This window comes from Mumia flava (assembly GCF_002797495.1).
Taxonomy (GTDB): domain Bacteria; phylum Actinomycetota; class Actinomycetes; order Propionibacteriales; family Nocardioidaceae; genus Mumia; species Mumia flava.
Genome location: NZ_PGEZ01000001.1, coordinates 1,262,999 through 1,288,107, shown reverse-complemented (window position 1 = coordinate 1,288,107; position 25,109 = coordinate 1,262,999). Strand labels below are relative to the sequence as shown.

The 25,109-nt window shown below is 72.8% G+C and carries 26 protein-coding genes and 1 riboswitch; of the genes, 13 read left to right on the top strand and 13 right to left on the bottom strand.

Features of this window, described 5'->3' with window-relative positions:
* Positions 1-2: 2 nt before the first annotated feature.
* Positions 3-1,004, bottom strand: a complete 1,002-nt coding sequence (locus CLV56_RS06100; protein WP_100415062.1) for an EamA family transporter — start codon at positions 1,002-1,004, stop codon at positions 3-5.
* 72 nt (positions 1,005-1,076) lie between these two features.
* On the opposite strand from CLV56_RS06100, the gene CLV56_RS06095 reads away from it, so the two are divergent.
* The gene (locus CLV56_RS06095) at positions 1,077-2,051 is read left to right on the top strand and encodes a LysR family transcriptional regulator (RefSeq protein WP_211287990.1); all 975 of its coding nucleotides are present in this window, start codon (positions 1,077-1,079) and stop codon (positions 2,049-2,051) included.
* Positions 2,052-2,186: 135 nt separating this feature from the next.
* Here the strand turns inward: CLV56_RS06095 and CLV56_RS06090 are convergent, their stop codons facing one another.
* Genes CLV56_RS06090 through thiO form a run of 3 tightly spaced genes read right to left on the bottom strand, consistent with a single transcriptional unit; the run spans position 2,187 to position 4,374 of the window.
* Positions 2,187-2,960: a thiazole synthase gene (locus CLV56_RS06090; protein WP_039341094.1), complete on the bottom strand. Its 774-nt coding sequence runs from the start codon at positions 2,958-2,960 to the stop codon at positions 2,187-2,189.
* Positions 2,961-2,965: 5 nt separating this feature from the next.
* Positions 2,966-3,166, bottom strand: coding sequence for a sulfur carrier protein ThiS (gene thiS, locus CLV56_RS06085; protein WP_039340893.1), 201 nt, complete (start codon positions 3,164-3,166; stop codon positions 2,966-2,968).
* A complete protein-coding gene (thiO, locus tag CLV56_RS06080; RefSeq protein WP_157805080.1) occupies positions 3,163-4,374 on the bottom strand; it encodes a glycine oxidase ThiO in 1,212 nt (403 codons plus the stop codon). Before thiO ends, thiS begins: the two co-directional genes overlap by 4 nt.
* Before the next feature lies 1 nt (position 4,375).
* A riboswitch (TPP riboswitch) is annotated at positions 4,376-4,483 on the bottom strand.
* Between the two features lie 236 nt (positions 4,484-4,719).
* On the opposite strand from thiO, the gene groL reads away from it, so the two are divergent.
* Positions 4,720-6,351, top strand: coding sequence for a chaperonin GroEL (gene groL, locus CLV56_RS06075; RefSeq protein ID WP_039340895.1), 1,632 nt, complete (start codon positions 4,720-4,722; stop codon positions 6,349-6,351).
* A 133-nt stretch (positions 6,352-6,484) separates the two neighbouring features.
* Complete coding sequence (locus tag CLV56_RS06070; RefSeq protein WP_039340898.1) at positions 6,485-7,141, top strand: FMN-binding negative transcriptional regulator; 657 nt, start codon at positions 6,485-6,487, stop codon at positions 7,139-7,141.
* Here CLV56_RS06070 and CLV56_RS06065 read toward each other — a convergent pair.
* The gene (locus CLV56_RS06065; RefSeq protein WP_039340901.1) at positions 7,107-7,640 is read right to left on the bottom strand and encodes a GNAT family N-acetyltransferase; all 534 of its coding nucleotides are present in this window, start codon (positions 7,638-7,640) and stop codon (positions 7,107-7,109) included. The genes CLV56_RS06070 and CLV56_RS06065 overlap by 35 nt on opposite strands.
* 242 nt (positions 7,641-7,882) lie before the next feature.
* Positions 7,883-8,668: an N-acetylmuramoyl-L-alanine amidase gene (locus CLV56_RS06060; RefSeq protein WP_039340904.1), complete on the bottom strand. Its 786-nt coding sequence runs from the start codon at positions 8,666-8,668 to the stop codon at positions 7,883-7,885.
* Positions 8,669-8,703: 35 nt separating this feature from the next.
* On the opposite strand from CLV56_RS06060, the gene CLV56_RS21355 reads away from it, so the two are divergent.
* Positions 8,704-8,838 carry a hypothetical protein gene (locus tag CLV56_RS21355; protein WP_281254194.1) on the top strand — a complete coding sequence of 45 codons (135 nt, stop codon included), beginning with the start codon at positions 8,704-8,706 and terminating at the stop codon, positions 8,836-8,838.
* 60 nt (positions 8,839-8,898) lie between these two features.
* Here CLV56_RS21355 and CLV56_RS06055 read toward each other — a convergent pair whose 3' ends face one another.
* On the bottom strand, positions 8,899-10,161 hold the full coding sequence (locus CLV56_RS06055) for an ArgE/DapE family deacylase (RefSeq protein ID WP_039341098.1): 1,263 nt from the start codon (positions 10,159-10,161) through the stop codon (positions 8,899-8,901).
* A gap of 64 nt (positions 10,162-10,225) precedes the next feature.
* Between CLV56_RS06055 and CLV56_RS06050 the strand changes: the two genes are divergently transcribed.
* From CLV56_RS06050 to CLV56_RS06015, 8 genes are all read left to right on the top strand, one after another.
* Positions 10,226-10,813 carry a nucleotidyltransferase family protein gene (locus CLV56_RS06050; protein WP_039341100.1) on the top strand — a complete coding sequence of 196 codons (588 nt, stop codon included), beginning with the start codon at positions 10,226-10,228 and terminating at the stop codon, positions 10,811-10,813.
* 48 nt (positions 10,814-10,861) lie between these two features.
* Entirely contained in the window at positions 10,862-11,755 is an 894-nt protein-coding gene (locus CLV56_RS06045) for an AAA family ATPase (RefSeq protein ID WP_039340907.1), read from the top strand.
* Between the two features lie 33 nt (positions 11,756-11,788).
* Positions 11,789-12,889: a vWA domain-containing protein gene (locus CLV56_RS06040; RefSeq protein ID WP_039340909.1), complete on the top strand. Its 1,101-nt coding sequence runs from the start codon at positions 11,789-11,791 to the stop codon at positions 12,887-12,889.
* A 104-nt stretch (positions 12,890-12,993) separates the two neighbouring features.
* Entirely contained in the window at positions 12,994-14,124 is a 1,131-nt protein-coding gene (locus CLV56_RS06035; RefSeq protein WP_039340911.1) for an XdhC family protein, read from the top strand.
* Between the two features lie 117 nt (positions 14,125-14,241).
* Positions 14,242-14,766 (top strand): (2Fe-2S)-binding protein, encoded by a 525-nt coding sequence (locus CLV56_RS06030; RefSeq protein WP_281254193.1) that lies wholly within the window; start codon positions 14,242-14,244, stop codon positions 14,764-14,766.
* Positions 14,763-17,228 carry a xanthine dehydrogenase family protein molybdopterin-binding subunit gene (locus tag CLV56_RS06025; RefSeq protein ID WP_100414539.1) on the top strand — a complete coding sequence of 822 codons (2,466 nt, stop codon included), beginning with the start codon at positions 14,763-14,765 and terminating at the stop codon, positions 17,226-17,228. Before CLV56_RS06030 ends, CLV56_RS06025 begins: the two co-directional genes overlap by 4 nt.
* Positions 17,225-18,079, top strand: a complete 855-nt coding sequence (locus tag CLV56_RS06020; RefSeq protein ID WP_039340916.1) for an FAD binding domain-containing protein — start codon at positions 17,225-17,227, stop codon at positions 18,077-18,079. Before CLV56_RS06025 ends, CLV56_RS06020 begins: the two co-directional genes overlap by 4 nt.
* Positions 18,079-18,918 carry an SRPBCC family protein gene (locus CLV56_RS06015; RefSeq protein WP_039340917.1) on the top strand — a complete coding sequence of 280 codons (840 nt, stop codon included), beginning with the start codon at positions 18,079-18,081 and terminating at the stop codon, positions 18,916-18,918. The genes CLV56_RS06020 and CLV56_RS06015 overlap by 1 nt, the downstream gene beginning before the upstream one ends.
* An 85-nt stretch (positions 18,919-19,003) precedes the next feature.
* On the opposite strand, the gene CLV56_RS06010 is transcribed toward CLV56_RS06015, so the two are convergent.
* From CLV56_RS06010 to CLV56_RS06000, 3 genes are all read right to left on the bottom strand, one after another.
* Complete coding sequence (locus tag CLV56_RS06010) at positions 19,004-19,363, bottom strand: hypothetical protein (protein WP_211287989.1); 360 nt, start codon at positions 19,361-19,363, stop codon at positions 19,004-19,006.
* A 48-nt stretch (positions 19,364-19,411) separates the two neighbouring features.
* The gene (locus CLV56_RS06005; protein WP_039340920.1) at positions 19,412-19,978 is read right to left on the bottom strand and encodes an HD domain-containing protein; all 567 of its coding nucleotides are present in this window, start codon (positions 19,976-19,978) and stop codon (positions 19,412-19,414) included.
* Between the two features lie 103 nt (positions 19,979-20,081).
* Positions 20,082-20,669, bottom strand: a complete 588-nt coding sequence (locus CLV56_RS06000) for a TIGR03086 family metal-binding protein (RefSeq protein ID WP_039340924.1) — start codon at positions 20,667-20,669, stop codon at positions 20,082-20,084.
* Between the two features lie 79 nt (positions 20,670-20,748).
* On the opposite strand from CLV56_RS06000, the gene CLV56_RS05995 reads away from it, so the two are divergent.
* A complete protein-coding gene (locus CLV56_RS05995; protein ID WP_039340926.1) occupies positions 20,749-21,669 on the top strand; it encodes a sulfotransferase domain-containing protein in 921 nt (306 codons plus the stop codon).
* Positions 21,670-21,682: 13 nt separating this feature from the next.
* Here CLV56_RS05995 and CLV56_RS05990 read toward each other — a convergent pair whose 3' ends face one another.
* From CLV56_RS05990 to CLV56_RS05980, 3 genes are all read right to left on the bottom strand, one after another.
* Entirely contained in the window at positions 21,683-22,840 is a 1,158-nt protein-coding gene (locus tag CLV56_RS05990) for a serine hydrolase domain-containing protein (RefSeq protein ID WP_157805079.1), read from the bottom strand.
* A gap of 177 nt (positions 22,841-23,017) precedes the next feature.
* Complete coding sequence (locus CLV56_RS05985) at positions 23,018-23,293, bottom strand: acylphosphatase (protein ID WP_039340929.1); 276 nt, start codon at positions 23,291-23,293, stop codon at positions 23,018-23,020.
* A gap of 25 nt (positions 23,294-23,318) precedes the next feature.
* A complete protein-coding gene (locus CLV56_RS05980) occupies positions 23,319-24,953 on the bottom strand; it encodes a DNA repair helicase XPB (RefSeq protein WP_039340932.1) in 1,635 nt (544 codons plus the stop codon).
* Positions 24,954-25,109: the final 156 nt, after the last annotated feature.

Below are 25,109 nucleotides of genomic sequence, written 5' to 3'. Positions count from 1 at the left end.
CCTCACGATCGCAGCCGCGTCGTCGGGGCGCTCGGCTCGTGCGCGGGCCCGGGGTCGTCGTCCGGTCGCGGGTCGGTGCCGGCGTCCGGAGCGGGTTCCGGGGCGGGCTCGGGGAGCAGATCGGGGACGCGGCGTGACGTGCGGCTCTTGCTGGAGCCGAGGAGCACACCACTGATCACCACGGCCGCGCCGACCAGCTCGAGGGCGTGCAGGCGCTCGTGGAGCACGACGGCGGCTGTGGACATGCCGACCACGGGCACGAGCATGGAGAACGGCGCCACGGTGCTCGACGGGTAGCGCGCCATCAGCGCCGTCCACAGTCCCGACCCCAGGACGGTGCCGATCAGCACGGTGTACGCGAGGCCGACCATCGCAGGCAGCGCGTCGATCGTGAACGCGGTGGACAGGGACGTCCCGATCCGCGCCGGCCCTTCGACGGCGAGCGCGATCGCCAGCATCGGCAGGGGAGGGACGACCGACATCCACAAGGCCAGGTGCAGCGGTCGGCTGGGTCGGGCCTGCCGGTTCGCGAGGTTGCCGAAGGCCCAGCCGAGTGCGCCGAGGAGGGTGAGGACGACCGGCAGGAGCGCGGCGATCTGCGCCCGCTGCCACGCGACCAGAGCGAGCCCCGCGACCGCGAGCAGGATCCCCGCGACCTGGCGTCCGCTGAGCCGCTCCCGGAGGAGGGCGGCTGCCAGCACAACGGTGAACGGCGCCGAGGCCTGCAGGACCAGCGAGGCGAGTCCGGCGGGCATGCCCGCGGCCATCCCCGCGTACAGGAAGACGAACTGGGCGATGCCGAAGCCCGCCCCGTACCCGATGAGCCAGCGCAGCTCGACGTCGGGCCGCGGCACCAGGAGCACCACCGGCACGGCGAGCACCGCGAAGCGGAGGGCGACCAGGAACAACGGAGGGAAGTGCTGCAGCGAGGCGTCGATCGCCAGGAAGTTCACGCCCCAGGCGGTCGCGACGAGCGCGGCGAGCAGGCGGTCGCGTGGAGTCACGCGCTCCAGCATCCGATCCCACATCGTGAAGCACAAGCGAATAGATCTGAACCCATCTTGTAGACTGGCTACATGAATTCCCCCTCCGGAACCCATCCGATCGACGTCGAGAAGGTCGCCCTGCTGCGTGAGCTCGCCGAGCGGGGCAGCGTCACCGCCGTCGCCGCGGCCACGTACCGGACGCCCTCCGCGGTGTCGCAGCAGATCAAGTCGCTCGAGCGGGAGATGGGCGCGCCGCTGGTGGTCCGGCAAGGTCGCGGGGTCGGTCTGACCGATGCCGGGCGCGTGCTCGCCGAGGGGGCGGTCGAGATCGCGGAGGTCCTGGAACGGGCCCGGGCACGGTTCGACGAGTTCCGTGGCTCGGCGGTCGGCGAGGTCAGCGTGTGCGCGTTCCCGAGCGCGGCCGAGCTGCTGCTCCCGGCCCTCGCGACCCGCCTGGCCAAGACCGACCCGGCGATCACGCTCCGGCTCCGTGACCTCGACCTGGCGGAGGACGAGTTCGCCGCGATCACCGCGGACCACGACCTCGTGATCGCCCACTCGGTCGAGCGTGTCCCGGACGCCGGCTTCCTCGGGCTCTCGGTCACGCCGCTGCTGCGCGAGCCGCTCGACGTCGTGGTGCCGCCCGACCACCGGCTCGCCGGCCGCGGTCGGGTGGAGCCCGCGGAGCTCGCCGACGAGAAGTGGATCGGCGTCCCCGACGGATTCCCCTTCGACGCCGTGCTGCGTGGTCTCGCCGACGGCGGATCGCCGATCGAGGTCGTCCAGCGCTTCGCCGACAACCACGTCGTCGCGGCATTCGTGGCCGCCGGCCAAGGGATCGCACTGCTGCCGCGAGGCTCGGCCAGCGTCGCCACGGCACGTGGGCTGGTCGCGCTCGAGCTCGGGGGTGTCCGCGCGGGCCGCGAGGTCTACGCGCTGGCGCGACCCGATCGTGCCGCGCGCGCCGCAGTCGCGCGGGTGCTGGCCAGCCTCGGCGAGGTCGCCGCCGAGCTGGAGGCCTCGGTCCCCGCCCCGACCGCCCTGGACGCCGACGCGCCGAGCTGAGCCGCCGACGGTCTGCCCAGCCGGCTGGGCAGACCCTCACCTGGCTGGGACAACCTTCGGTGCCGAGTGATGGTCTGCGTAGCCGGCTACGCAGACTGCACCCCGCTCAGTGCACGCGGTGGTCGGGGCCGCCGCTCACCCGGTGCCGACGAGTCCCTCGGTCGGGCTCGAGGCGAGAGCGGACTCGCGCCGCGGGATCCGCCCTGCGAGCTTCGCATCCCGCCCCGCCCGCACCGCGGAGGCGACCGCGGTCGCCATCCGTACGGGATCCTCCGCCCGGGTGATCGCGGTCGCCGCGAGGACGGCGTCGCAGCCGAGCTCCATCGCGAGCGCCGCGTCGGATGCGGTCCCGATCCCGGCGTCGAGCACGACCGGGACGTCGACGGCGTCGCAGATGGCAGCGATCGCTCGCGGGTCGGTGATCCCGAGTCCGGAGCCGATCGGTGCTCCGAGCGGCATCACGGTCGCGCACCCGAGGTCGGCGAGCCGGCGTGCGGTGACCAGGTCGGCGTTGGTGTACGGGAGGACGGTGAAGCCGTCGCGGACCAGCGTCTCGGCCGCGTCGAGCAGCTCGACGACGTCCGGGAGCAGGGTGTCGTCGTCGGCGACCACCTCGAGCTTCACCCAGTCCGTCCCGAGCGCCTCGCGGGCCAGGCGGGCCGTGAGGACGGCCTCGCGCGCCGTGTGGCACCCGGCGGTGTTCGGGAGGATGCGTGCGCCGTGGTCGCGAACCACCTCGAGGATCGATCCTGGCGAGTCGGGACCGACCCTGCGGATCGCGACCGTGACGAGGTCGGTGGCGCTGGCGGCGAGGCAGGCGGCGAGGACGCTCGGCGACGCGATCCCGCCCGTGCCGAGGAACAACCGGCTGCGCAGCGAGGCGCCGGCGATCTCGAGGTCGTCGGACATCGCGCTCACCCGCCCTGGACCGCGGTGACGACCTCGACCTCGGACTCCTCGTCGACGATCGCGGACTCCCACGTCGACCGTGGCACGACCGCTCCGTCGACGGCGACCGCGACGTCACGGCGCGGCAGCGCGAGCGCGACCAGAAGGTCGGCCACGGTGATCGGGGTGGCGAGGTCGCGGTCCTCGCCGTTGACCTGGACGCTCATCGTTCTCCTCGGGTTGCGGGACTGGGGGTAGGGCTGGCGGCCGTGCGCCGGGCGATGCGCCGCGGGTCGGCTTCGGGCATCGGATCGGGTCGCCCCTCGACGTGCGCGACGATCGCGTCGGCCGTCAGGGGCGCGAGGAGGACGCCGGAGCGGTAGTGGCCGGTCGCGACGAGCAGTCCGTGCACGTCGGCCGGTCCGACGAGCGGAAGGTTGTCCGGCGTCCCCGGTCGCAGCCGCGCGACCGCGTCGGTGAAGCGGCAGCCCCGCAGCTCGGGGACGACCTGGACCGCGACCCGCAGCAGGTCGTGGACCGCCTCCACGGTCACGTCCTCGTCGTACCCGACCTCCTCGGTCGTCGCGCCGACGACGATCTCGCCGTCGTCGCGCGGGACCAGGTACACGCCCGTGCCGCGCACGAGCGCCCGGACGGTGTGCTTCAGCAGTCCCGCGCCGCCCCGTACCCGCAGGATCTGACCCTTCACGGGCCGGACCGCGTCTGCGAGGGCGGGCGGCACCCCGGTCGTCTCACGCAGCCGCGCCCCACCCGCGGCGACGACCACGTCGGCGCGATGCGTACGCCCGTCGGAACGGGTCCTGACCCCCTCCGCCGTGCCGTCCGTGGTGACCACGTCGGCGTGGTCGGCGACCAGCTCGACGCCGCGTGCTCGGACCGCCTCACGGAGTGCGGCGGTGAGGCGCCGGTTGTCGACGCTGTGGTCACCCGGCACCGCGTACGCGCCGTGGAGTGCCGGGTGGAGCGCGCCCTCGCGCCGCCGGAGCTCGCGCCGCCCGACCGGCTCGACCGCGATCCCGTGCCGCCGCATCAGCGCGACCGACCGCTCCACGTCCGAGGCGTCGTCGCCGGTGGCGGCCGCGAGCAGCGTCCCTGCTCGACGAAGCTCGGGATCCTGCCCGCTCGTCCTCCCCAGGTCGGCGGCGAACCGCGGCCACCGCCGGAGCGAGCTCGTCCCGAGCGCCAGCAGCGCCTCCTCGCCGAACCACGCCTCGCCCCCCGGCGCGAGCATCCCGGCCGCGGCCCAGGACGCGCCCTGCCCGGGTGCGGGGTCGAACATCGTCACGTCGTGCCCGTGCTCGGCCAGCCGCCAGGCGCACGACAGCCCGACGATCCCGGCGCCCACCACCGCGACCGACGTACGGCTGCGCCCGGCGGGTGAGCGCGGGCGAGAACCCGCCTGGGTGGGGGACACCGACGGCGACACTCCGACTCCCTTCGCCGGCATGACCCGGATCAGGTTCGGCGGTCGGGGCGGCGTCAGCCCCCTCTCAGCCCGTGCCTGGGCTCCCGCGTGGACGTGAGGCACCCTAGGAAGGCGAGGCGTGCCGGGTCAAACCCGGACGGCCCACCTTTGCACTCGTCAGGTCCGAGTGCTAAAACTGGACTTAGCACTCGTCTCGTACGAGTGCTAGGTACGAATCGGGTCAGACCGATGAGGCTCGAAGGTCGCGGCGAGAAGGGATCGTCGCGGACGCGGGCCGTCCGTCGCGGGCATCGCCTGGCCCATCCACCTCTACGCGGAGGAATCGCGGGAGACATGCCGAAGACCATTGCATTCAACGAGGAAGCCCGGCGCGGCCTCGAGCGCGGGATGAACACCCTCGCCGACGCCGTCAAGGTGACCCTCGGCCCCAAGGGCCGCAACGTCGTGCTCGAGAAGAAGTGGGGCGCCCCCACGATCACCAACGACGGCGTGAGCATCGCCAAGGAGATCGAGCTCGAGGACCCGTACGAGAAGATCGGTGCCGAGCTCGTCAAGGAGGTCGCGAAGAAGACCGACGACGTCGCGGGCGACGGCACGACCACGGCGACCGTCCTGGCGCAGGCGCTGGTCCGTGAGGGCCTGCGCAACGTCGCCGCCGGCGCCAACCCGATCGCGCTGAAGCGCGGCATCGAGCAGGCCGTCGAGGCGATCAGCGGTCAGCTGCTCGGGATGGCCAAGGACATCGAGACCAAGGAGCAGATTGCTTCGACGGCCGCGATCTCCGCTGCTGACACCGGCGTCGGCGAGATCATCGCCGAGGCGATGGACAAGGTCGGCAAGGAAGGCGTCATCACCGTCGAGGAGAGCAACACCTTCGGGCTCGAGCTCGAGCTCACCGAGGGCATGCGCTTCGACAAGGGCTACATCTCGCAGTACTTCTACACCGACCCGGAGCGCATGGAGGCGGTGCTCGAGGATCCCTACATCCTCATCGTCAACTCCAAGATCTCCAGCGTGAAGGACATGGTCCCGGTCCTGGAGAAGGTCATGCAGTCGGGCAAGCCGCTGCTGATCATCGCCGAGGACATCGAGGGCGAGGCGCTGGCCACCCTGGTCGTCAACAAGGTCAAGGGCACGTTCAAGTCCGTCGCCGTCAAGGCTCCGGGCTTCGGTGACCGCCGCAAGGCCATGCTGGCCGACATCGCCATCCTCACCGGTGGCGAGGTGATCAGCGAGGAGGTCGGTCTCAAGCTCGAGAACGCCGACCTGTCGCTGCTCGGCACGGCCCGCAAGGTCGTCGTGACCAAGGACGAGACCACGATCGTCGACGGCGCCGGCTCGGACGACCAGATCGCCGGTCGCGTCAACCAGATCCGTGCCGAGATCGAGAACTCCGACTCGGACTACGACCGCGAGAAGCTCCAGGAGCGCCTCGCCAAGCTGGCCGGCGGCGTGGCCGTCATCAAGGTCGGCGCGGCCACCGAGGTCGAGCTCAAGGAGCGCAAGCACCGCATCGAGGACGCCGTTCGCAACGCGAAGGCCGCCGTCGAGGAGGGCATCGTCGCCGGTGGCGGCGTGGCGCTCGTCCAGGCGACCGCCGCGGCGTTCGAGAAGCTGGAGCTCGAGGGCGACGAGGCCACCGGTGCCCAGATCGTGAAGGCGGCGGCCTCGGCCCCGCTGAAGCAGATCGCGGTCAACGCGGGCCTCGAGGGCGGCGTCGTGGCGGAGAAGGTGTCCGGTCTCGCGGCCGGCCACGGTCTCAACGCGGCCACCGGCGAGTACGTCGACCTGATCGCCGAGGGCATCCTCGACCCGGCCAAGGTGACCCGCTCGGCGCTGCAGAACGCCGCGTCGATCGCGGCGCTGTTCCTCACCACCGAGGCCGTCGTCGCCGACAAGCCCGAGAAGGCTGCTCCGGCGATGCCGGACGGCGGCATGGGCGACATGGGCGGCATGGGCTTCTGATCGCCTGATCGGAACCCGAGCGCACGCTCGCAGCACGGAGCCCCGCCGGTCCTCACGGATCGACGGGGCTCCGTCGCGTCCGGCCCTCCCCTGCCGGCCCTGCCCCGTCCGTCCCGCCGCGTACCGTGGTCGCATGTACGTGCCCCGCCCGAACGCGCTGGACGATGCGGCCGAGATCGATGCCCTGGTCGCGGCCGTGGGCGCCGGGGACCTGGTCACCGTCGACGCGGACGGTCGTCCGCAGTCGACGCTGCTGCCGGTGCTGTGGCTGCGTGAGGAGTCCCGGGTCGTCGCCCACATGGCGAGGGCCAACGCGCACTGGCGCACGATCGTGGACGACGCCGCGGCGCTGATGGTCGTGAACGGTCCTCAGGCGTACGTGTCGCCGTCCTGGTATGCGACGAAGCGCGAGCACGGCCGCGTGGTCCCGACCTGGAACTACTCGGCCGTCCACCTGCGCGGCACCGTGAGGGTCCACGACGACCCCGACTGGGTCCGCGACGCCGTCACGCGGCTCACCCGGCACCACGAGAGCACCCGTACGCCCGTGTGGGACGTGACCGACGCGCCGGACGCGTTCGTCGACCAGCAGCTGCGGGCGATCGTCGGGGTCGAGATCCAGGTCGACGCCGTCGAGGCGAAGGCGAAGCTGAGTCAGAACCGCTCCGAAGCAGACCGTCGCGGCGTCGTGGAGGGGCTGCGCGGCGAGAGCGCGGCCGCCGCCGCCGAGGTCGCCGACGCGATGGCGGCCGGGCTCACCACACGTCACCGCGACGCCAGTCGCAGCTGATGGGCGCGCTCGCGTCCAGGACGTGGCCACAGGGCAGGACGAACACCGACCCGTCGTCCTCCGGCGTCCGCACCGCCGAGCCGTCGGGCCGCACCACGGACGTCGGCCCGCGCCACGGGATCCACCCGGCGGCGCCGTAGAACGGCAGAGCCAGATCGGTCGACGCGAGCGCGCCGAGGTCGTAGCCGTCCTCGATCAGGCGGGCGACCTCGCCCATGAGTGCGGTCCCGAGGCCGCGCCGGCGCCGCGTCGCCGCCACCGCCACACCCTCGACGTACCCGGTGGCGTACGAGCGGGTGCCGATCCAGAGCGTCCGGGTGACGACGGACGCGTGCCCGAGGAGCACGCCCGAGCGGTACGCGAGCACGTGGGTGCCACCGAGGGTGTGCTCCCAGTCCTCGGCGCCGAGATCGCCGTCGAAGCTGCGGACGAGGAATGCGCGGATCTGGCGCAGCGCGGAGCCACCGAGGTCCTTGGTCGCCCGAGTCTGGAGCTGCACAGACCGAGCGTAGGTGCGTCGCTCGGCGCGCGCGGGTCACGAGGCCGCCTGCGACCGTCGCCTCGTCGTCCCGCCGACGGTCGTGGCCGGAGGTAGTCCCACACGGTTGTGGCCGCCGTCGGCTCATTCTCGCGCACACCGTGCGCGCACGGTGTGCGCGAGAATGAGAACGACCCTCCACGTCGTCGCGCTGCGCGGGCGCCGCGCGAGCCTCGCCGTACGGCCGACAGCCCGAAGCCGCCTCAGCCCAGCAGCGACCGTCGGACGCCGGCGGCGAGGGCACGGGCGTACCGCTTCTGGCCACGCTTGCTGTGCATCACCTTCGCCTCGCGGCGGTTGCGCATGTTGCCGAGCTCGACCATGACGGTCGGGATCCGGCTGAGGTTGAGGGTCGCGAGGTCGCCCCTGATGTCGAAGCCGTCCCCGCCCGCGATGTAGTTCGCCTTCCGGAACCCGCGCTGCGCCAGCGCCCGCCGGACGTCACGTCCGAACCCGACGGTGCCGGAGGCACGGTGCCGCTTGGTCGAGACGATCACGTGGAACCCGCGTCCGCCGCTCGTCGACCCGTCGGCGTGGATGCTGACCTTGGCGTCGGCCGGGCGTGCACGGCCGCGGAAGCCGCGGTTGCCGAGCTTGCCCCGGACGTCGACGCACGGACCCCACAGCTTCAGGCTGTTGCGGGTTCGGGTCATCACGACGCGTGCGCCCAGGTCGCGCAGCCGAGCGCGCAGCCGCTTCGCGACCCGGAACACGAACGTCGCCTCGGGCCAACCTGCGTTCGTGGCTGTCCCGGTGGTGTTGCAGGCCTTGCGAAACCCTCCGGCGGGGACGAGCTGGTTGATCTGGGCCGGGTGGCGCGCGTTGCCGAGCTGGTGGCCGGGGTCGATCACGATCACCCGTCCGGCGAGCGGTCCGGCGCGCGCGTCGGGGTCCACGCCGCCGCCCGCGACCGGGCGTGCCTCCGCGCTCGTCGGCACGGCCACGAGCAGGCTCGCGGCCGCGAGCAGCGCGATCCGTCGACGGTCCACCCCACGAGGCTAACCTCGCCCCGTAGGGTGGAGCCATGAAGTACCTGCTCCTGATCGTCGTCGTGCTCGCCGTGATCTGGTTCTTCCGTGTCCAGATCATGGCCAAGGTGCTCGGGCAGGACGAGGCCCGGGTCCGCCGGATGCTCGGCCGCCGCAAGGGCGAGCGCTGAGCGGCGCCTCCTGACCCGGCACAGCGTCAGGGCGCCCAGCCCTGCGCAGACCGGCCGACGCTACGTGCAGTGGGCGAGCGCGGTCAGCACGTACGCGCCGGCGCAGCGCATCACCTCGTCGATCGCGACCGACTCGTTGACCGCGTGCGCGTGCAGGATGTCGCCCGGCCCGTACTGGACGGTCGGGACGCCCGTGGCGCTGTAGAGCCGCAGGTCAGACCCGTACGGCGCCCCGACCGCCGGTGGGTGGGGTGCGCCGGCGGCGACGGCAGCGTCCTGCACGACCTCGAGCAGCGCGTGGTCGTCGGGCAGCCGGCCGGGCGCGAACACGCCGCCGGGCCAGGTGACCTCGACCGGGTGGTCGCGCAACCAGAGGTCCTCGAAGCACGCGGCGTTCACGGCCGCGACCAGCTCGGCTCGCGCGGACGCGACCGACTCGCCCGGCCGCACGCCGTACCGCCCCTCCACGATGCAGAGGTCGGGCACGGTGCTCGCCCAGTCGCCGGCGTAGATCGTTCCGATCGAGAGCGGCCACGGCAGCATCAGGTGCGCGAACCGGTCGGGGATCTCGGCGTTGCGCTTCGTCTCCAGGTCGCGCAGAGCGTCCCGCACGACGTCGAGAGCGTCCAGCGCGCTGATCCCGCTCGTGCGCATCGAGCCGTGCGTGGCGCGCCCCCGCACGACGAGACGGAACGTCAGCGAGCCGGCGTTGTCGGTGACGACCTTGTCCGCTGTCGGCTCCGCGATCACGCACGCGTCGGCGGTGTGGCCGCGACGGAGGGTCGCGTACGTCCCGAGGCCACCGTCCTCCTCGCCGGTGACGGTGTGCAGGGCGAGCCCCCGCTGGAGGTCGATCCCGGACGCACGGATCGCGTGCGCCGCGCCGAGGATCGCGGCGACGCCGCCGAGCATGTCGCAGGTCCCGCGTCCGTACCACCGCCCGTCGTGCTCGCGGAGCGTGAACGGGTCGTGGTCGGCCCACAGGGCATGGTCACCGGGCGGCACGACGTCGACGTGCCCGTTGAGCGCCAGCGCGGGGATGGTCTCGGTCGGGCCCAGCACACCGACGGTGCCCCACGCCTCGGCACGTTCGACCTCCATGCCGGGGAAGTCGGGCTCCTGGCGCACCTCGGGCAGGTCCACCTCCCAGTGGTCGACGGCTGCGCCCAGCTCTGTGAGACGGTCGGCGCACCAGTGGCTCGCGGCCACCTCGCCGGGGGTCCCGTCGACGGGCGCGAGCGCGACCAGCGCCGCGAGGTCGGCGGCGACCAGGTCGGGGTCGAGGTGGGCGAGCACCTCGGCGGGGTCGGGTCGTTCGGTCACCCGATCAGTGTGCGACACCTGCGCCGCGCAGGCACCACCGGTGGGCCGTGGCACGATCATGGGCATGACCCGACAGGTGCGTGCGGTCGGCGTGCTGCTCGCCGCCGGCGCGGGTCGGCGGATGGGCCGACCGAAGGCGCTCGTCCGAGCCGCGGACGGGACGCCGTGGGTCCGCCGCGGCGTCGACGTGCTGCGCGGCGGCGGCTGCGAGGAGGTCGTGGTCGTGCTCGGGGCGTCAGCCGACGCCGTACGCCCGCTGCTGGCGGACGCGGACGTACGGATCGTCGAGGCGGCCGACTGGTCCGTCGGCATGGGGGCGTCGCTGCGCACGGGCCTGCGGGCGCTCGACGACGGCACGACCGGTGCCGACGCCTGCCTCGTCTCGCTGGTCGACCTCCCGGACGTCGGCCCGGACGTCGTCGCCCGGCTCCTCACGACCGCTGCTCCCGATGCGCTCGCCCGGGCGACGTACGCCGGCCGCCCGGGGCACCCGGTGCTGGTCGGGCGGTCGCACTGGCCGGCGATGGCGGCGTCGCTGTCGGGCGACGAAGGCGCGCGACGCTATCTCGCCGACCACGGCGCCGCGGCCGTGGAGTGCGGCGACCTCGCGACCGGGCAGGACGTGGACCGCCTCGACGACGTCGGCACCTGAGCGCGACGCCGCACGCCCACGCGGGGCGTGCGGACTAGGGTGGGCCGCGTGGACCAGCCAGCCAGCAGCGACGACCTCGCCCGCGCCCTCGCGGGCACCGGCTACCTCGCCGACGACGGCCTCGCGACGATCGCGTACCTGTCCCTGGTGATGCAGCGGCCGCTGCTGCTCGAGGGCGAGCCGGGCACCGGCAAGACCGCGCTCGCCGAGGCGCTCGCTGCCGCGTACGGGCTGCCGCTGATCCGGCTCCAGTGCTACGAGGGGATCGACGCGTCGCAGGCGCTGTACGACTGGGACTTCTCCCGGCAGATCCTGCACCTGCGCGCGGTCGAGGCGACTGCGCGGGTCGACGGTGCGAGCGATCTTGCGGTCGAGGAGGTCGAGCAGACGCTGTTCGACGAGCGGTTCCTGCTGGCGCGGCCGATCCTGCGGGCACTGCGGGAGGCACCGGTGGTGCTGCTGGTGGACGAGATCGACCGGGCCGACGACGAGTTCGAGGCGTTCCTGCTCGAGGTGCTCTCGACCAACCAGGTGACGATCCCCGAGCTCGGGACGATCCGCGCGGCGCAGCCGCCGGTGGTCATCCTCACCTCGAACCGCACCCGCGAGCTGCACGACGCGCTGAAGCGTCGCTGCCTCTACCACTGGATCGACCATCCCGACCTGACCCGTGAGGTCGAGATCGTGCGGTCGCGGATGCCGGAGGTCTCCGACCGGATGGCGGAGCAGGTGGTCACGGTGGTGCAGCAGCTGCGCGACCGCGGCGATCTGCTGAAGCCGCCGGGGGTCGCCGAGACGCTCGACTGGACCCGGGCGCTGGAGCGCCTCGGGCGTGACGAGCTGGACCTCGCGACGGCTGCCGCGACCGTGGGGGCGGTGTGCAAGTACCGCGAGGACACCGAGCGCGTCCGGCTGGCTCTCGACTCGCTGCTCGCGTCGTAGCCGGTCGGACGGGCCGAACGGCGAAGGAGGGCGATGGCGGACGTCGAAGTCTTCGTCGGGTTCGCCCACGCGCTGCGTGCGGCCGGCCTCGACGTCACCGCGGACCGCACCCAGACGTTCGTCGACGCGGTCACCCGGGTCGGGGTCGCCGATCGGCAGGCGACGTACTGGGCCGGCCGCGCGACGCTGTGCTCGGGCCCGGACGACCTTGCGGCGTACGACCACACGTTCGCGTCGTGGTTCACGCCCGAGGAGCCGGTGCTGCGCCGCCGACGTGACGAGCCGCCGCGGACCGTGGTGCAGGCCGCGCTCGACGACGGCGAGTCCGGCGGTGCGGCGGGGGACACCGACGATCAGCAGGTCGCCATGATCGCGAGCGGGACGGAGACGCTGCGGCACCGCGACGTCGCGACGATGTCGAGCGCCGAACGCGTCGCGCTCGCGCGGATGTTCGCCGGACTTCGGGTCGGGGTTCCGCGGCGACGCAGCCCGCGCCGGACCCCGCACCGCCGCGGCGACCTCGACCCCGGCCGTACGCTCCGCGACCAGCTGCGTCGAGCGGGCGAGCCCGGGCCGATGCGCTACCGCCGACGCGGGACGCGTGAGCGGCGGATCGTGCTGCTGATCGACGTCTCGGGCTCGATGAGTGCGTACGCCGACAGCCTGCTGCGTCTCGCGCACCGGGTGGTGCGGGCGTCGCCGCGGCGCGTGGAGGTCTTCACCCTCGGCACCCGGCTGACCCGGGTGACGCCGGCGCTGCGGTTGCGGGATCCGGACCAGGCGCTCGACGTCGCCGGCCAGACCGTGCCGGACTGGTCCGGCGGGACGCGGCTGGGCGAGGTGCTCCAGGCGTTCAACGACCGGTGGGGCCAGCGCGGTACGGCGAGGGGTGCGGTCGTCGTGATCGCCTCCGACGGCTGGGAGCGCGGCGACCCGGCGCTGCTCGGGGAGCAGGTCGCGCGGCTGCAGCGGCTCGCGCACCGTGTGGTCTGGGCGAACCCGCACAGCGGCCGGCCGGGGTACGCGCCCGTGCAGGGCGGGATCGCCGCCGCGTACCCGCACCTCGACGCGCTCGTCGCCGGCCACTCGCTCGCGGCGTTCCAGGAGGTCCTCGACCGCGTCGCCGAGGCCTGACCGTCCCATCGCCCCCACCTGGACGAACGTCGATGCAGACGGACCGGCCCGTGGGCGGATGCATCGTCGATCGGCGTCGTCGTGCGCGACGTAGGCTGGGTCACATGCGCGAGGTGCTCGACGAGCTGCTGGAGACCTGGAAGGCCGGCGAGACCGCCGGCCTCGGCACCGTGGTCCAGACGTTCCGGTCCGCCCCGCGTCCCGCGGGCGCGTCGATGGTCGTCGCACCGGACGGGAGCGCGTACGGGTCGGTGTCCGGTGGGTGCGTCGAGGGCGCGGTGTACGAGCTGGCCCAGGAGGTGGTCGGGTCCGGCGGTGCGACGCTGCAGCGCTACGGCGTCAGCGACGACGACGCCTTCGCTGTCGGGCTGACCTGCGGCGGCATCCTCGACGTGTTCGTGGAGCCGGTCTCGCAGGAGACCTTCCCCGAGCTGGCCGAGGTCGTCGGCGACATCGAGGCCGAGCGCCCGGTCGCGGTCGCGACCGTGATCGAGCACCCGGACGCCGCCTGGGTCGGGAAGCGGCTCGTGGTGCGGCCGGACGGACACACCGGCTCGCTCGGCCTGGCGCGGGCCGACGACGCCGTCGCGGACGACGTGCAGGGTCTCCTCGCGAGCGGTCGGACGGCCACGCTCACGTACGGGCCGCAGGGCGAGCGCCGCGGCGAGGGGATGCGGGTCTTCGTGTCGTCGTTCGCTCCGAAGCCGCGGATGCTCGTGTTCGGAGCGATCGACTTCGCCTCGGCCGTGGCGCGGCAGGGCACCTTCCTCGGCTACCGCGTGACGGTGTGCGACGCGCGGCCGGTCTTCGCGACGCCCGCGCGGTTCCCGGACGCCGACGAGGTCGTGGTCTCCTGGCCGCACAAGTACCTCGACAAGCAGGCCGAGGCGGGCGCGCTCGACGACCGGACCGTGATCTGCGTGCTCACCCACGACCCGAAGTTCGACGTGCCCGTGCTCGAGCGGGCTCTGCGACTCGACCCCGCGCCGGCGTTCGTCGGCGCGATGGGCTCGCGACGCACGCACGACGACCGCCTGGCGCGGTTGCGCGAGGCGGGCATGACCGACGAGGAGATCGGGCGGCTGTCGAGCCCGATCGGGCTCGACCTGGGCGCCCGTACGCCCGAGGAGACCGCGGTGTCGATCGCCGCGGAGATCATCGCGCTGCGGTGGGGCGGCCAGGGTGAGCGGCTGAGCGAGCTCGACGGCCGCATCCATCATGAGGAGCACGCCTGAGGCGCTGGCCGTTCGACCGGTCGGCAGGTGAACGGGCATTCTGCATTCGGCCTGTGGCGCACATCACACAGGTGTAGAACGATGGGACAAACCCTCGAGACGAGTGGGAGCGTCACCATGCCAGCACCGTCCATGAAGTCCGTCACCGTCACCGTCGATGACGTCGCCTACACCGACCAGGTCGAGCCTCGGATGCTCCTCGTGCAGTACCTGCGCGAGCGGCTCGGCAAGACCGGCACGGTGATCGGGTGCGACACCACCAACTGCGGAGCCTGCACCGTCCATCTCGACGGTCGCAGCGTGAAGTCCTGCACGATGTTCGCCGTCCAGGCCGACGGCCACGAGGTCCGTACGGTCGAGGGCCTCGCCGACGGCGACGACCTGCACCCGATGCAGAAGGCCTTCCACGAGGCCCACGCGCTGCAGTGCGGCTTCTGCACGCCGGGGATGATCATGCAGTCGATCGACGTCGTCAACGAGTTCGGTGAGGCGGACGAGCAGACGGTCCGAGAGAACCTCGAAGGCAACCTCTGCCGGTGCACCGGCTACCAGAACATCGTCAAGGCCGTGCAGGCCGCCGCCAAGGAGATGTCCGCCGACGGCACGAGGTCGGGCGCCTCGAGCGAGGCAGGTGTGGCATGACCGTCACGGAGATCGGATCGCCCCGCAAGCGCAAGGAAGACCAGCGCCTCATCACCGGGCGGACCCGCTACACCGACAACATGACGCTGCCCGGGATGCTCTACCTGGCGATGGTCCGCAGCCCGTTCGCGCACGCGCGGATCACGTCCCTGGACGTGGACGCGGCCAAGCAGTCCTCCGGCGTCGTCACGGTGATCACCGGGGCAGACGCCGCCGAGAACTGCGGCACCCTCCCGAACGCCTGGCCGATCACGCCCGACCAGAAGTCGCCCCACCACCCGTCGATCGCCACCGACCACGTGGCGTTCGCCGGCGAGATCGTCGCGTGCGTGGTGGCCCGCTCGGCAGCCGATGCGCAGGATGCGGCGGCGCTCGTCGACGTCGAGTACGAGGACCTGCCGGTCGTGACGGACCTCGAGGAGGCCGCGACGGACGAGGTGCTCGCCCACCCGGACCTGGGCACGAACAAGTCGGCGTTCTGGGTGTTCGACTCCGGCGAGGCCGAGACGGGCGGGGACGTCGAGCAGGCGCTCGCCGACGCCGAGGTCCGGATCGACCGCACGTACTACCAGCCGCGGCTGATGCCGGCCTTCATGGAGCCGCGGTCCACCGTCGTGGACCCGACCGGTGAGCAGGTGGTGATGTGGTCGGCGACGCAGGTGCCGCACATCCTGCGTCTCATGCTGTCGCTGACGCTCAGCATCCCCGAGTCGAAGGTGCGGGTGATCGCGCCGGACGTCGGCGGCGGGTTCGGCGGCAAGCTGCAGGTGACGCCCGAGGAGGTCGTCACCATGATCGCGGCCCGCAAGCTCGGCAAGCCCTGCAAGTACACCGAGACCCGCTCGGAGTCGCTGATGGCCGCGCACCACGGCCGCGGCCAGGTGCAGAGGCTCAGCCTGTCGGCGACGAAGGACGGGGTCGTCACCGGCCTCAAGGTCTCGCTGCTCGCCGACATGGGCGCCTACCTCGGGCTCGTCACCTCGGGAGTCCCGATCCTCGGGGCGTTCATGTTCCCGGCGATCTACAAGTTCCCCGCCTACCGGTTCGAGTGCCAGAACCTCTTCACGAACAAGGCGTGGACCGACGCGTACCGCGGGGCCGGCCGCCCGGAGGCGACGTTCGCGATCGAGCGGCTGATGGACGACCTCGCCGCCGAGCTCGACATGGATCCGCTCGAGCTGCGGCGCAAGAACTGGATCGGCCACGAGGAGTTCCCGTTCACCACGGTGTGCGGATTGGAGTACGACTCGGGCAACTACGAGGCCGCGACCGCGAAGGCGATGGAGCTGTTCGGGTACGACGAGCTCCGCGAGGAGCAGCGCCGCCGCCGCGAGTCCGGCGACCGCGTCCAGCTCGGGATCGGCGTCTCGACGTTCACCGAGATGTGCGGTCTGGCACCCTCGCGGGTGCTCGGGTCGCTCGACTACGGCGCGGGCGGCTGGGAGTACGCGCAGGTGCGGATGCTGCCGACCGGCAACGTCGAGGTCGTCACCGGAGCGAGCCCGCACGGGCAGGGCCACGAGACGGCGTGGAGTCAGATCGTCGCCGACCGGCTGGGCGTCCCGTTCGAGAACGTCGAGGTGCTGCACGGCGACACCGCGATCGCGCAGCGCGGCCTCGACACGTACGGCTCGCGCTCGCTGGCCGTCGGCGGCATGGCCGTCGTCGCCGCCGCCGACAAGGTGATCGAGAAGGCCCGGGTGATCGCGGCCCACCTGATGGAGGCGAGCGAGGACGACCTCGAGTTCACCGAGGGGACCTTCAAGGTCCGGGGCACGGACACCTCGATGGCGCTCGGAGAGGTCGCGCTCGCCGTCTTCGCGGCGCACAACCTCCCCGACGGCGTGGAGGCCAGCCTCGACTCGGACGCGACCTACGACCCGGAGAACTTCTCGTTCCCGCACGGCACGCACCTCGCTGCGATGGAGGTGGACACCGAGACCGGACAGGTGACGCTACGGAAGTACGTCTGCGTCGACGACATCGGCCACGTGATCAATCCGCTGATCGTCGAGGGGCAGGTGCACGGAGGTCTCGTCCAGGGCATCGCGCAGGCGCTGTTCGAGGAGGCGGTGCACGACGAGTCGGGGACGCTGGTCACCGGGTCGTTCGTCGACTACCTGGTCCCGAGCGCGGCAGACGTGCCGTCGTTCGTGACGGACCGGACGGAGACGCCGTCCTCGACGAACGCCCTCGGGGTGAAGGGCGTGGGCGAGGCCGGCACGATCGCGTCGACCCCCGCGATCGTGAACGGCGTGATCGACGCCGTGCGGCATCTCGGAGTCGATGACATCGTGATGCCATGCTCGCCCGCGAAGGTGTGGGCGGCGCTGCAGGGGGCGGACAAGGGCCGGGGGGCCGAGGCGGCAGCGCCGACGGTCAACAGTCCCGAGGTCGCGCAGCGCGACGTCGCGTCGACCGGCGCGGTCCAGACGGGTTCGGACGAGGGGGACGAGCAGTGATTCCGACAGCTTTCGACTACGAGGCACCCGACACCGTCGAGGAGGCCGTCCGGCTGCTGTCCAGCGGCGCGGACGACGTGAAGATCGTGGCGGGGGGCCAGAGCCTGATCCCGGTCCTCAAGCTCCGGCTCGCCGGACCCGAGCTGCTGGTCGACCTGGGGCGGATCCCCGACCTGCGTGGTGTCCGCGAGGACGGGGACGCGCTGGTGATCGGTGCGATGACGCCGCACCACGAGGTCGCCTCGAACGCCCTCGTACGCGAGCACGCGGCGCTGCTGGCGGAGGCCACGGCGACGGTCGCAGACCCGCAGGTGCGCCACCGGGGCACGTTCGGCGGTGCGCTCGCGCACGCCGATCCTGCCGGCGACCTGCCGGCCCCGGCGTGGGCGCTCGACGCGTCGTTCGAGATCGTCGGGCCGAACGGCGCCCGGACGGTCGCGGCCGACGACTTCTTCCTCGACTACTTCACGACCGCGATCGGCGAGGACGAGGTGCTCACCTCCGTGCGGGTGCCGAAGCACACGGGATGGGGCGCGGCGTACGAGAAGTTCGTCCGGGTCGCGCAGCAGTGGTCGATCGTCGCGGTCGCAGCGACGGTCCAGGTGGAGGGCGGCACGATCGCCGACGCCCGGATCGGGCTGACGAACATGGGCTCGACCGCCGTCCGGGCCCGCGCGACCGAGGACGCGCTGCGGGGCGTCGCGCTCGACGAGGCCGCGGTCGCGGCGGCGGTCGCCGGGGTCGCCGAGGGCACGTCGCCTCCCGACGACCTGAACGGCTCGGCCGACTACCGGCGCCACCTCGCCGGGGTCCTCACCCGACGGGCGGTGCTGAAGGCGGCGGGCGCCTGATGGAGCTCTCGCACTCGTTCACCGTCCCGGCCCCGATCGAGACCACGTGGGCGGCGTTCAACGATCTCGAGTCGATCGCGCCGTGCATGCCCGGAGCAACCGTCGAGGTCACCGACGAGTCCACCTTCACCGGCAGCATCAAGGTGAAGCTGGGCCCGATCTCGCTGGTCTACAACGGCAGCGGCGAGTACGTCGAGCGGAACGAGTCCGCGCGCCGTGTGGTGATCGAGGCGAAGGGCAAGGACAAGCGCGGCCAGGGGACCGCCGGCGCGACGGTCAGGGCCGTGATGGAGCCCGACGGCGACGGGACCCGGGTCGAGGTGTCGACCGACCTCGCGATCACCGGGAAGCCTGCGCAGTTCGGGCGCGGGGTGATGCAGGACGTCAGCGACAAGCTGCTGGGCCAGTTCGTCGACTGCATCAGCGACCGGCTGACGGCGACCGGCGCCGACCAGAGTGCCGACGAGCGCGCCGGCGATGCGGCCGAGGGCGCGGACGCACCAGGGACGCAGGACGAGCCCGAGGTCGCGGCCACGGCGATGCCCGGACGCCACGCGGCAGAGCCTGCCGAGGGGCCGGACGCACCGGCCGCGGCTGACGAGAGCACCCGTACGGCGGGGACGGTGGGGGCGCCGTCGCCGCCGTACGGTGGTCCGGCGTCCGCCGGTGCGGCGTCGTCGGGCGCGACGGCGTCGCCCGGTCGGGTGGCGGCACCCGCCGAGGTCGACCTCGCCGGGACCGTCCTCCCCGTCGTGCTGCGGCGGTACGGTCCGCGGATCGTCGCGGGCCTGGTCGCCTTCGTGATCGTCTGGAGGGCGGTCCGGCGCGCGCGGCGGTGACCCGTCCGCGATCTGTCGAGCTGCGGAGGTTTCCTGGCCCAGGGCTCTGACCGGAACTCGACGAATCGGGGGCGGGAGCGCCCGCTCAGCCGTGGCGGGTCCCGTCCGGGCTCAGTGCCCCCAGCGGGCCGACGGTCATCCCCGACTCCGAGCACACCCAGTGGGGGTCCTCGCCCAGCTCCGGCTCGATCCCGAGGGTGTGCTCGGCCGACTGCGGGCAGGAGTCGCACGTCGGCCAGCGGCCGCCGGCGTCGAGCAGGGCGTCCTGGACGTCCTGGGCGACCAGGCCGACGACGAACGGCGCGCCGTCCGGCCACTGCGACACCCACCAGCCGCGTTGGCTGAGCGAGTCCTCGAGTGCCGAGACGGCAGAGGCGTCGGCCATGCGGCGGGCCTCGAGGTCGTGCAGCACTCGCGCCCGCGCCTCCAGGAGGTACTCGGTCACGGCGTCCAGCCTAGGTGCGCCGGGCAACCGCGGTCGCCAGATCGTCGATCACACCGGGACGGGCACGCCCAGGACGGACAGCTCCCGAACCAGGTTGTCGCAGGCCGCCTGCTCCCAGCGCAGCCGCGCCGGCTCGGTGCTGAAGATCCCGCCACGGGTGAGGTAGCGGGTCAGCACCCGCGCACGGATCCGCTTGTACGAGGCTTCCGGGAGGTGGGAGTTCTCGGCGCGGATGTCGCGTGCGTACGCGTCGTAGCGGTCGTGGTCCGCCCCGAGGACCCACAGGTCCGCGTCGCACAGGACTGCCTCGTCGAGCCGGGCCGGGAGGTGGTCCCGGGTGGCGAGCACGAGCCGGGCGACCTCGTCGCCCTGCGGCGCATCGAGCATCCGCTGAGCGAGGTCTGCGGACCGCTCGACGCTGTCGGCGCGGTGCACGTCGTAGATCGCGTCGTGGAACCAGGCCGCGTCCTCGACCAGCTCGTGGTCGAACTGCACCCCGTCGCCGGCGAGCACGTCGACGGCACGGAGCACCTCGATGAGGTGGTCCATGCCGTGGTGCGCACGGTGTGGTTCGGCCCAGCGCTTCCCGAGCTCGAACCGGAGCAGGGGGTGCATCGTGCCACATTATTGCGAGTCGGTGAACGCCGCAGAACGTTCCGTCGCCGGAACATCGCTTCGGCAGGGGCGAGGCGCGAGCGGAGCGAGCGACCCAGACGCGTCACCCGGGCCAGGAGGGGGACCGCCCCGCGAGCCCGACGACCCGGTCGAGCACCGGCGCGTCGGGGGGCACCGGGACCGGCGGTCCGAACAGTCCAGCGCGCTCCGCCTCCTTGCCGGGCTCGGCGGCGTCGAGCACCAGGGCGTGCACGACGCCGAGGCTCTCGGGCGCCGGCTCGTAGGCCTGGTCCGTGGAGCGGGCGAGGTCCCAGCCGTGGATCACCAGCTCCTGCAGCGCGACGAGACCGGCGACGTCACCCGGCAGGTCCACCCCGCCGACGCGGGTGGCGCCGCTCCAGGCGGCGTCGTCGCGCCAGGCGTCGGCGAGCGCTCCCAGGTGGTCCGGGAGACGGGTCCGCCACTCGGGGTCGAGCTGGTCGCGCGTCGGGTCCGGCGGCCGCGAGAGCGCGGGGTCGTCGGACTTCGCTGCCGCCAGGGTGAACGCCCGACTCAGACCGTCCAGGTGCGCGAGCAGCGTGGCGACGTCCCAGCCGCACGGTGTGCGCCGGTCGAGGTCGGCATCGCTCACGCCGCGTACGAGCGCGGCCACGTCGGTGGTGGCCGGAGCAAGGTCGATGGGGTCGGTCACGGGTCCTCCTGCCGGTGGTAGGTGACGACCGACCGGTGAGGGTGAACTCATCGGTCGACCGGCCGACTAGCATCACAGCGTGCCCGACCCGATCCGCTACCGCTCGCCGGACGAGGACAGCGCACGCTGGGACGCGTTCACGCTGCGCCCCGGCGACGTCGTCATCAGCACACGGTCGAAGTCCGGGACCACGTGGATGCAGCGGATCGTCTCGCTGCTGCTGCTCGACGAGGTGGAGCCGTACGCCCCGCTGTCGGAGATCTCTCCCTGGATCGACTGGAACGTGGAGCCGATCGAGGACGTGGTCGCTCGCCTCGACGCGCAGCCCCACCGCCGCTTCGTCAAGACCCACACCCCGCTGGACGGCGTGCCGATCGTCGACGGCGTGACGTACGTGGTGGTGGCGCGACACCCGCTCGACATGGCGGTCTCGCTGTTCCACCAGGGGGCGAACATCGATCGGGTGCGGTTGCGCGCCCTGGCCGGCGAGCCTGGCCCCGTGCCGGACGGAGACGCACCGCGGCCTCGGCCGGACCTGCACGCGTGGCTGCTGCGCTGGATCGCTTCCGACGCGTCACCGACCGAGTCGATGGACGGGCTGCGCGGCGTGCTGCACCACGTCGAGGACGCGTGGGGCCGCTCGGAGGGCGGAGCCGCCGGTCCAGGTGAGGAGGGAGACGTGCTGCTCGTGCACTACGCCGATCTGCGCGCCGACCTCGAGCAGCAGATGCGGCGGATCGCCCGTCGCCTCGCCGTCGAGGTGCACGAGCACCGGTGGCCGGACCTGGTCGCGGCCGCGTCGCTGGCCGCGATGCGCAAGCAGGCCTCGACGGTCGTGCCGGATCGCCTCGGCGTCCTCAGGGACCACGCGGCCTTCTTCCGGCGGGGTTCGTCGGGCGCCGGCGCGGAGGCGCTGTCTCCCGACGAGCTGGCCGCCTACTCCGTGCGGGTCGCGGCCCTGCTGCCGCCCGAGATCGACGCCTGGCTGCACCGCGGCTGACCCTGCGCGCCAGTCAGTCTGCCGCCCAGACGGCACGCCAGAACGCCTCGAACACCGCGGGCGGCTGGGGCGACGGCCACATCTGGTTGGTGAGCAGCACCGCGACCACGTCGGACGCGGGGTCGATCCACAGCGACGATCCGAGCCCGCCGTCCCAGCCGTACGTCCCGGCGCGACGTCCGTCGGCGGCATCGGCGGTGAGGACGCCGAGTCCCAGCCCCCAGGCGGAGCCGTCGCCGGTGCTCACCCGGGCCTGCGTGGCAGCGGCGATCGTCTCCTTCGCGATCACCCGCGTCCCGTCCGTCGCCGTGCCGCCGCGGAGCAGCATCGCGCCGAACGCGTGCAGGTCCTCGACCGTCGACACCAGGCCGTCGCCGCCGTTCGGGAAGCGCGGCGGCCGCGACCACTGCCCGTCCGCCGGGTCGTACGCTCCGAGCTCGCCGGTGCCCGGCAACCACAGCGGGCCCAGCCGGCCGGCCTGGTCCGGCCGGATCCCGAACCCGGTGCCGGCCATGCCGAGCGGCGCGACGACCCTGTCGGCGAGGACCTCCGGCAGCGGAGCACCCGCCGCCCGCGCGATCAGGACGCCGAGCACCTCGGCACCGACGTGGTAGAGCCAGCGTGCGCCCGGCTGGTGCGACCACGGGACGGAGGCGACCGTACGGATCCAGGTGTCGGGGTCCGGGTTGCTCTGCGGCGCCGGTGGCCCGGCGCCCAGCCCGGCGTCGGCGAGAGCCTGGAGCACCGGGCCGGGCCACGGTCCGGCGAAGTCGAGCCCGATCCCCAGCCGGAAGTCCAGCACGTCGCGGACCGTCACCGGGCGGTGCGCCGGCACGACCTCGTCGAGCGGGCCGGCAGGATCACGCAGCACGGTCCGGTCGGCGAGCTCCGGCAGCCAGCGTTCGACCGGGTCGTCGAGGCCGAGGGTCCCGTCGTCGAGCAGGGCGAGCGCAGCCGTGGCGACCACGGGCTTGGTCGTCGACGAGATCCGGAAGACGGTCTCGGGCGTCACCGGTCGTTCGTCCCGCGGGCCGGTCACACCGACGGCGCCCACCGCGGTCTCGTCTCCGCGCGACACGCTCCAGGCCACGCCGGGCGGTTCCCCGGCGTCGGTCATCGGCGTGATCGCCGCCCGGATCCTGCGCTCCAGCTCCACGTTTCCCAGCTCCACGTTCCCCAGCTCCACGGTCTCGGTGTGTCGGCGGTCGCATCCTCGGCGCGAGGTGGACGTGACAGGACCCTCGAAGTCATCGGTGGAGCTCGAGATTCCTGGCACACCGTACGCGCACGGTGTACCAGGAATTCCGAGACGGGGCCCGTGGTGCGTGTGCGGTGGAGGCGCGAGGCGTCAGCCCACGACGTCGAAGCCGGTGCCCCCGGGGTCGTCGGCCCGTGCCACGGCCACGTCGTCGACCCGCGCTCGGGGTGGACCGACGCGTGCCCACGCGACGAGTGCGTCGACGGCGTCCGGTGGTCCGGCGAAGACCGCCTCCACGGCGCCGTCGTCGCGGTTGCGGACCCACCCGCGAACCCCGGCTTCGAGCGCGGCGCGGCGGCACGAGTCGCGGAAGAACACGCCCTGGACGTGCCCCGACACCACCACCCGTACGGCCCGGTCGGCCATCGTGGGTCTCCTCTCCGCGCCCGCCCTAGACGTCGGCGGCGTCGACGATGCGGTACGCGTACCCCTGCTCGGCGAGGAACCGCTGCCGGTGCTGCGCGAACTCGGCGTCGACGGTGTCGCGCGCGACGACGGCGTAGAACCGTGCCGTACGACCGTCGCCCTTGGGTCGGAGCAGCCGGCCGAGCCGCTGGGCCTCCTCCTGCCGCGAGCCGAACGAGCCCGACACCTGGATCGCGACCGTCGCCTCGGGCAGGTCGACGGAGAAGTTCGCGACCTTCGAGACCACCAGGAGGTCGATCTCCCCGGCGCGGAACGCCGCGAACAGGGCCTCGCGTTCGCGCACGGTCGTCTCGCCCTTGATCACCGGTGCTCCGAGCTTCTCGGCGAGCTCGTCGAGCTGGTCGATGTACTGGCCGATCACCAGGGTCGGCTCGCCGGCGTGGTCGCGCACGATCCGCTCGACCACCTCGGACTTGGCGTCGGTGGAAGCGGCCAGACGGTAGCGGACGTCGGCCTCCGCCGTCGCGTACACGATCCGCTCGGAGTCGCTCAGCGTCACGCGGACCTCGACGCAGTCGGCCGGCGCGATGTAGCCCTGCGCCTCGATGTCCTTCCACGGGGCGTCGTAGCGCTTCGGGCCGATCAGGCTGAACACGTCGCCCTCGTGTCCGTCCTCGCGGACCAGGGTCGCGGTCAGGCCGATCCGGCGCCGCGCCTGGAGGTCGGCCGTCATCCGGAAGATCGGGGCGGGCAGCAGGTGCACCTCGTCGTACACGATCAGGCCCCAGTCCCGCGCGTCGAACAGCTCGAGGTGCGGGTAGACGCCCTTCCGGCGGGTCGTCATCACCTGGTAGGTCGCGATCGTGACCGGGCGGATCTCCTTGCGCGCGCCGGAGTACTCGCCGATCTCGTCCTCGGTCAGCGTCGTGCGCCGGACGAGCTCCTCCTTCCACTGCCGCGCGGAGACGGTGTTGGTGACGAGGATGAGGGTGGTCGACTGCGCCTGCGCCATGGCGCCGGCCCCGACGAGCGTCTTGCCGGCGCCGCAGGGCAGCACGACGACGCCCGAGCCGCCGTGCCAGAACGACTCGACGGCCTCGGACTGGTACGGGCGCAGGTGCCAGTCGCCGTCGGCCAGCGCGATCGGGTGCGCCTCTCCGTCGACGTATCCGGCCAGGTCCTCCGCCGGCCAGCCGACCTTGAGGAGTGCCTGCTTCAGGGCGCCCCGCTCGGACGGGTGGACGACCACGGTGTCGTCGTCGATCCGGTTGCCGAGCATCCCCTTGATCCGCTTGGAGCGGATCACCTCCTCGAGCACCGGACGGTCGGTGGTGACGAGGACGAGGCCGTGCACCGGGTGCGCCTCGATCCGCAGCCGCCCGTACCGCGCCATCGTCTCGGCCACGTCGACGAGCAGGGCGTGCGGCACCGGGTAACGCGAGTAGTCCATCAGTGCATCGACGACCTGCTCGGCGTCGTGGCCGGCCGCGCGGGCGTTCCAGAGACCGAGCGGCGTGATGCGGTAGGTGTGGATGTGCTCGGGCGAACGCTCCAGCTCGGCGAACGGTGCGATCGCGCGCCGGCACGCGGCGGCGTCGTCGTGGTCGACCTCGAGCAGCAGCGTCTTGTCGGACTGGACGATCAGCGGCCCGTCAGTCATTCACCACGCCCTTGTCTCGGAACCCATCCGTTCATCCTACGGGCCCCTCTCGGCTGGTCGAGGCGCGAGCGCTGCCCTTCCCGCTGGTCGAGGCGCGAGCGCTGCCCTTCCCGCTGGTCGAGGCGCGAGCGCTTCCCTTCCCGCTGGTCGAGGCGC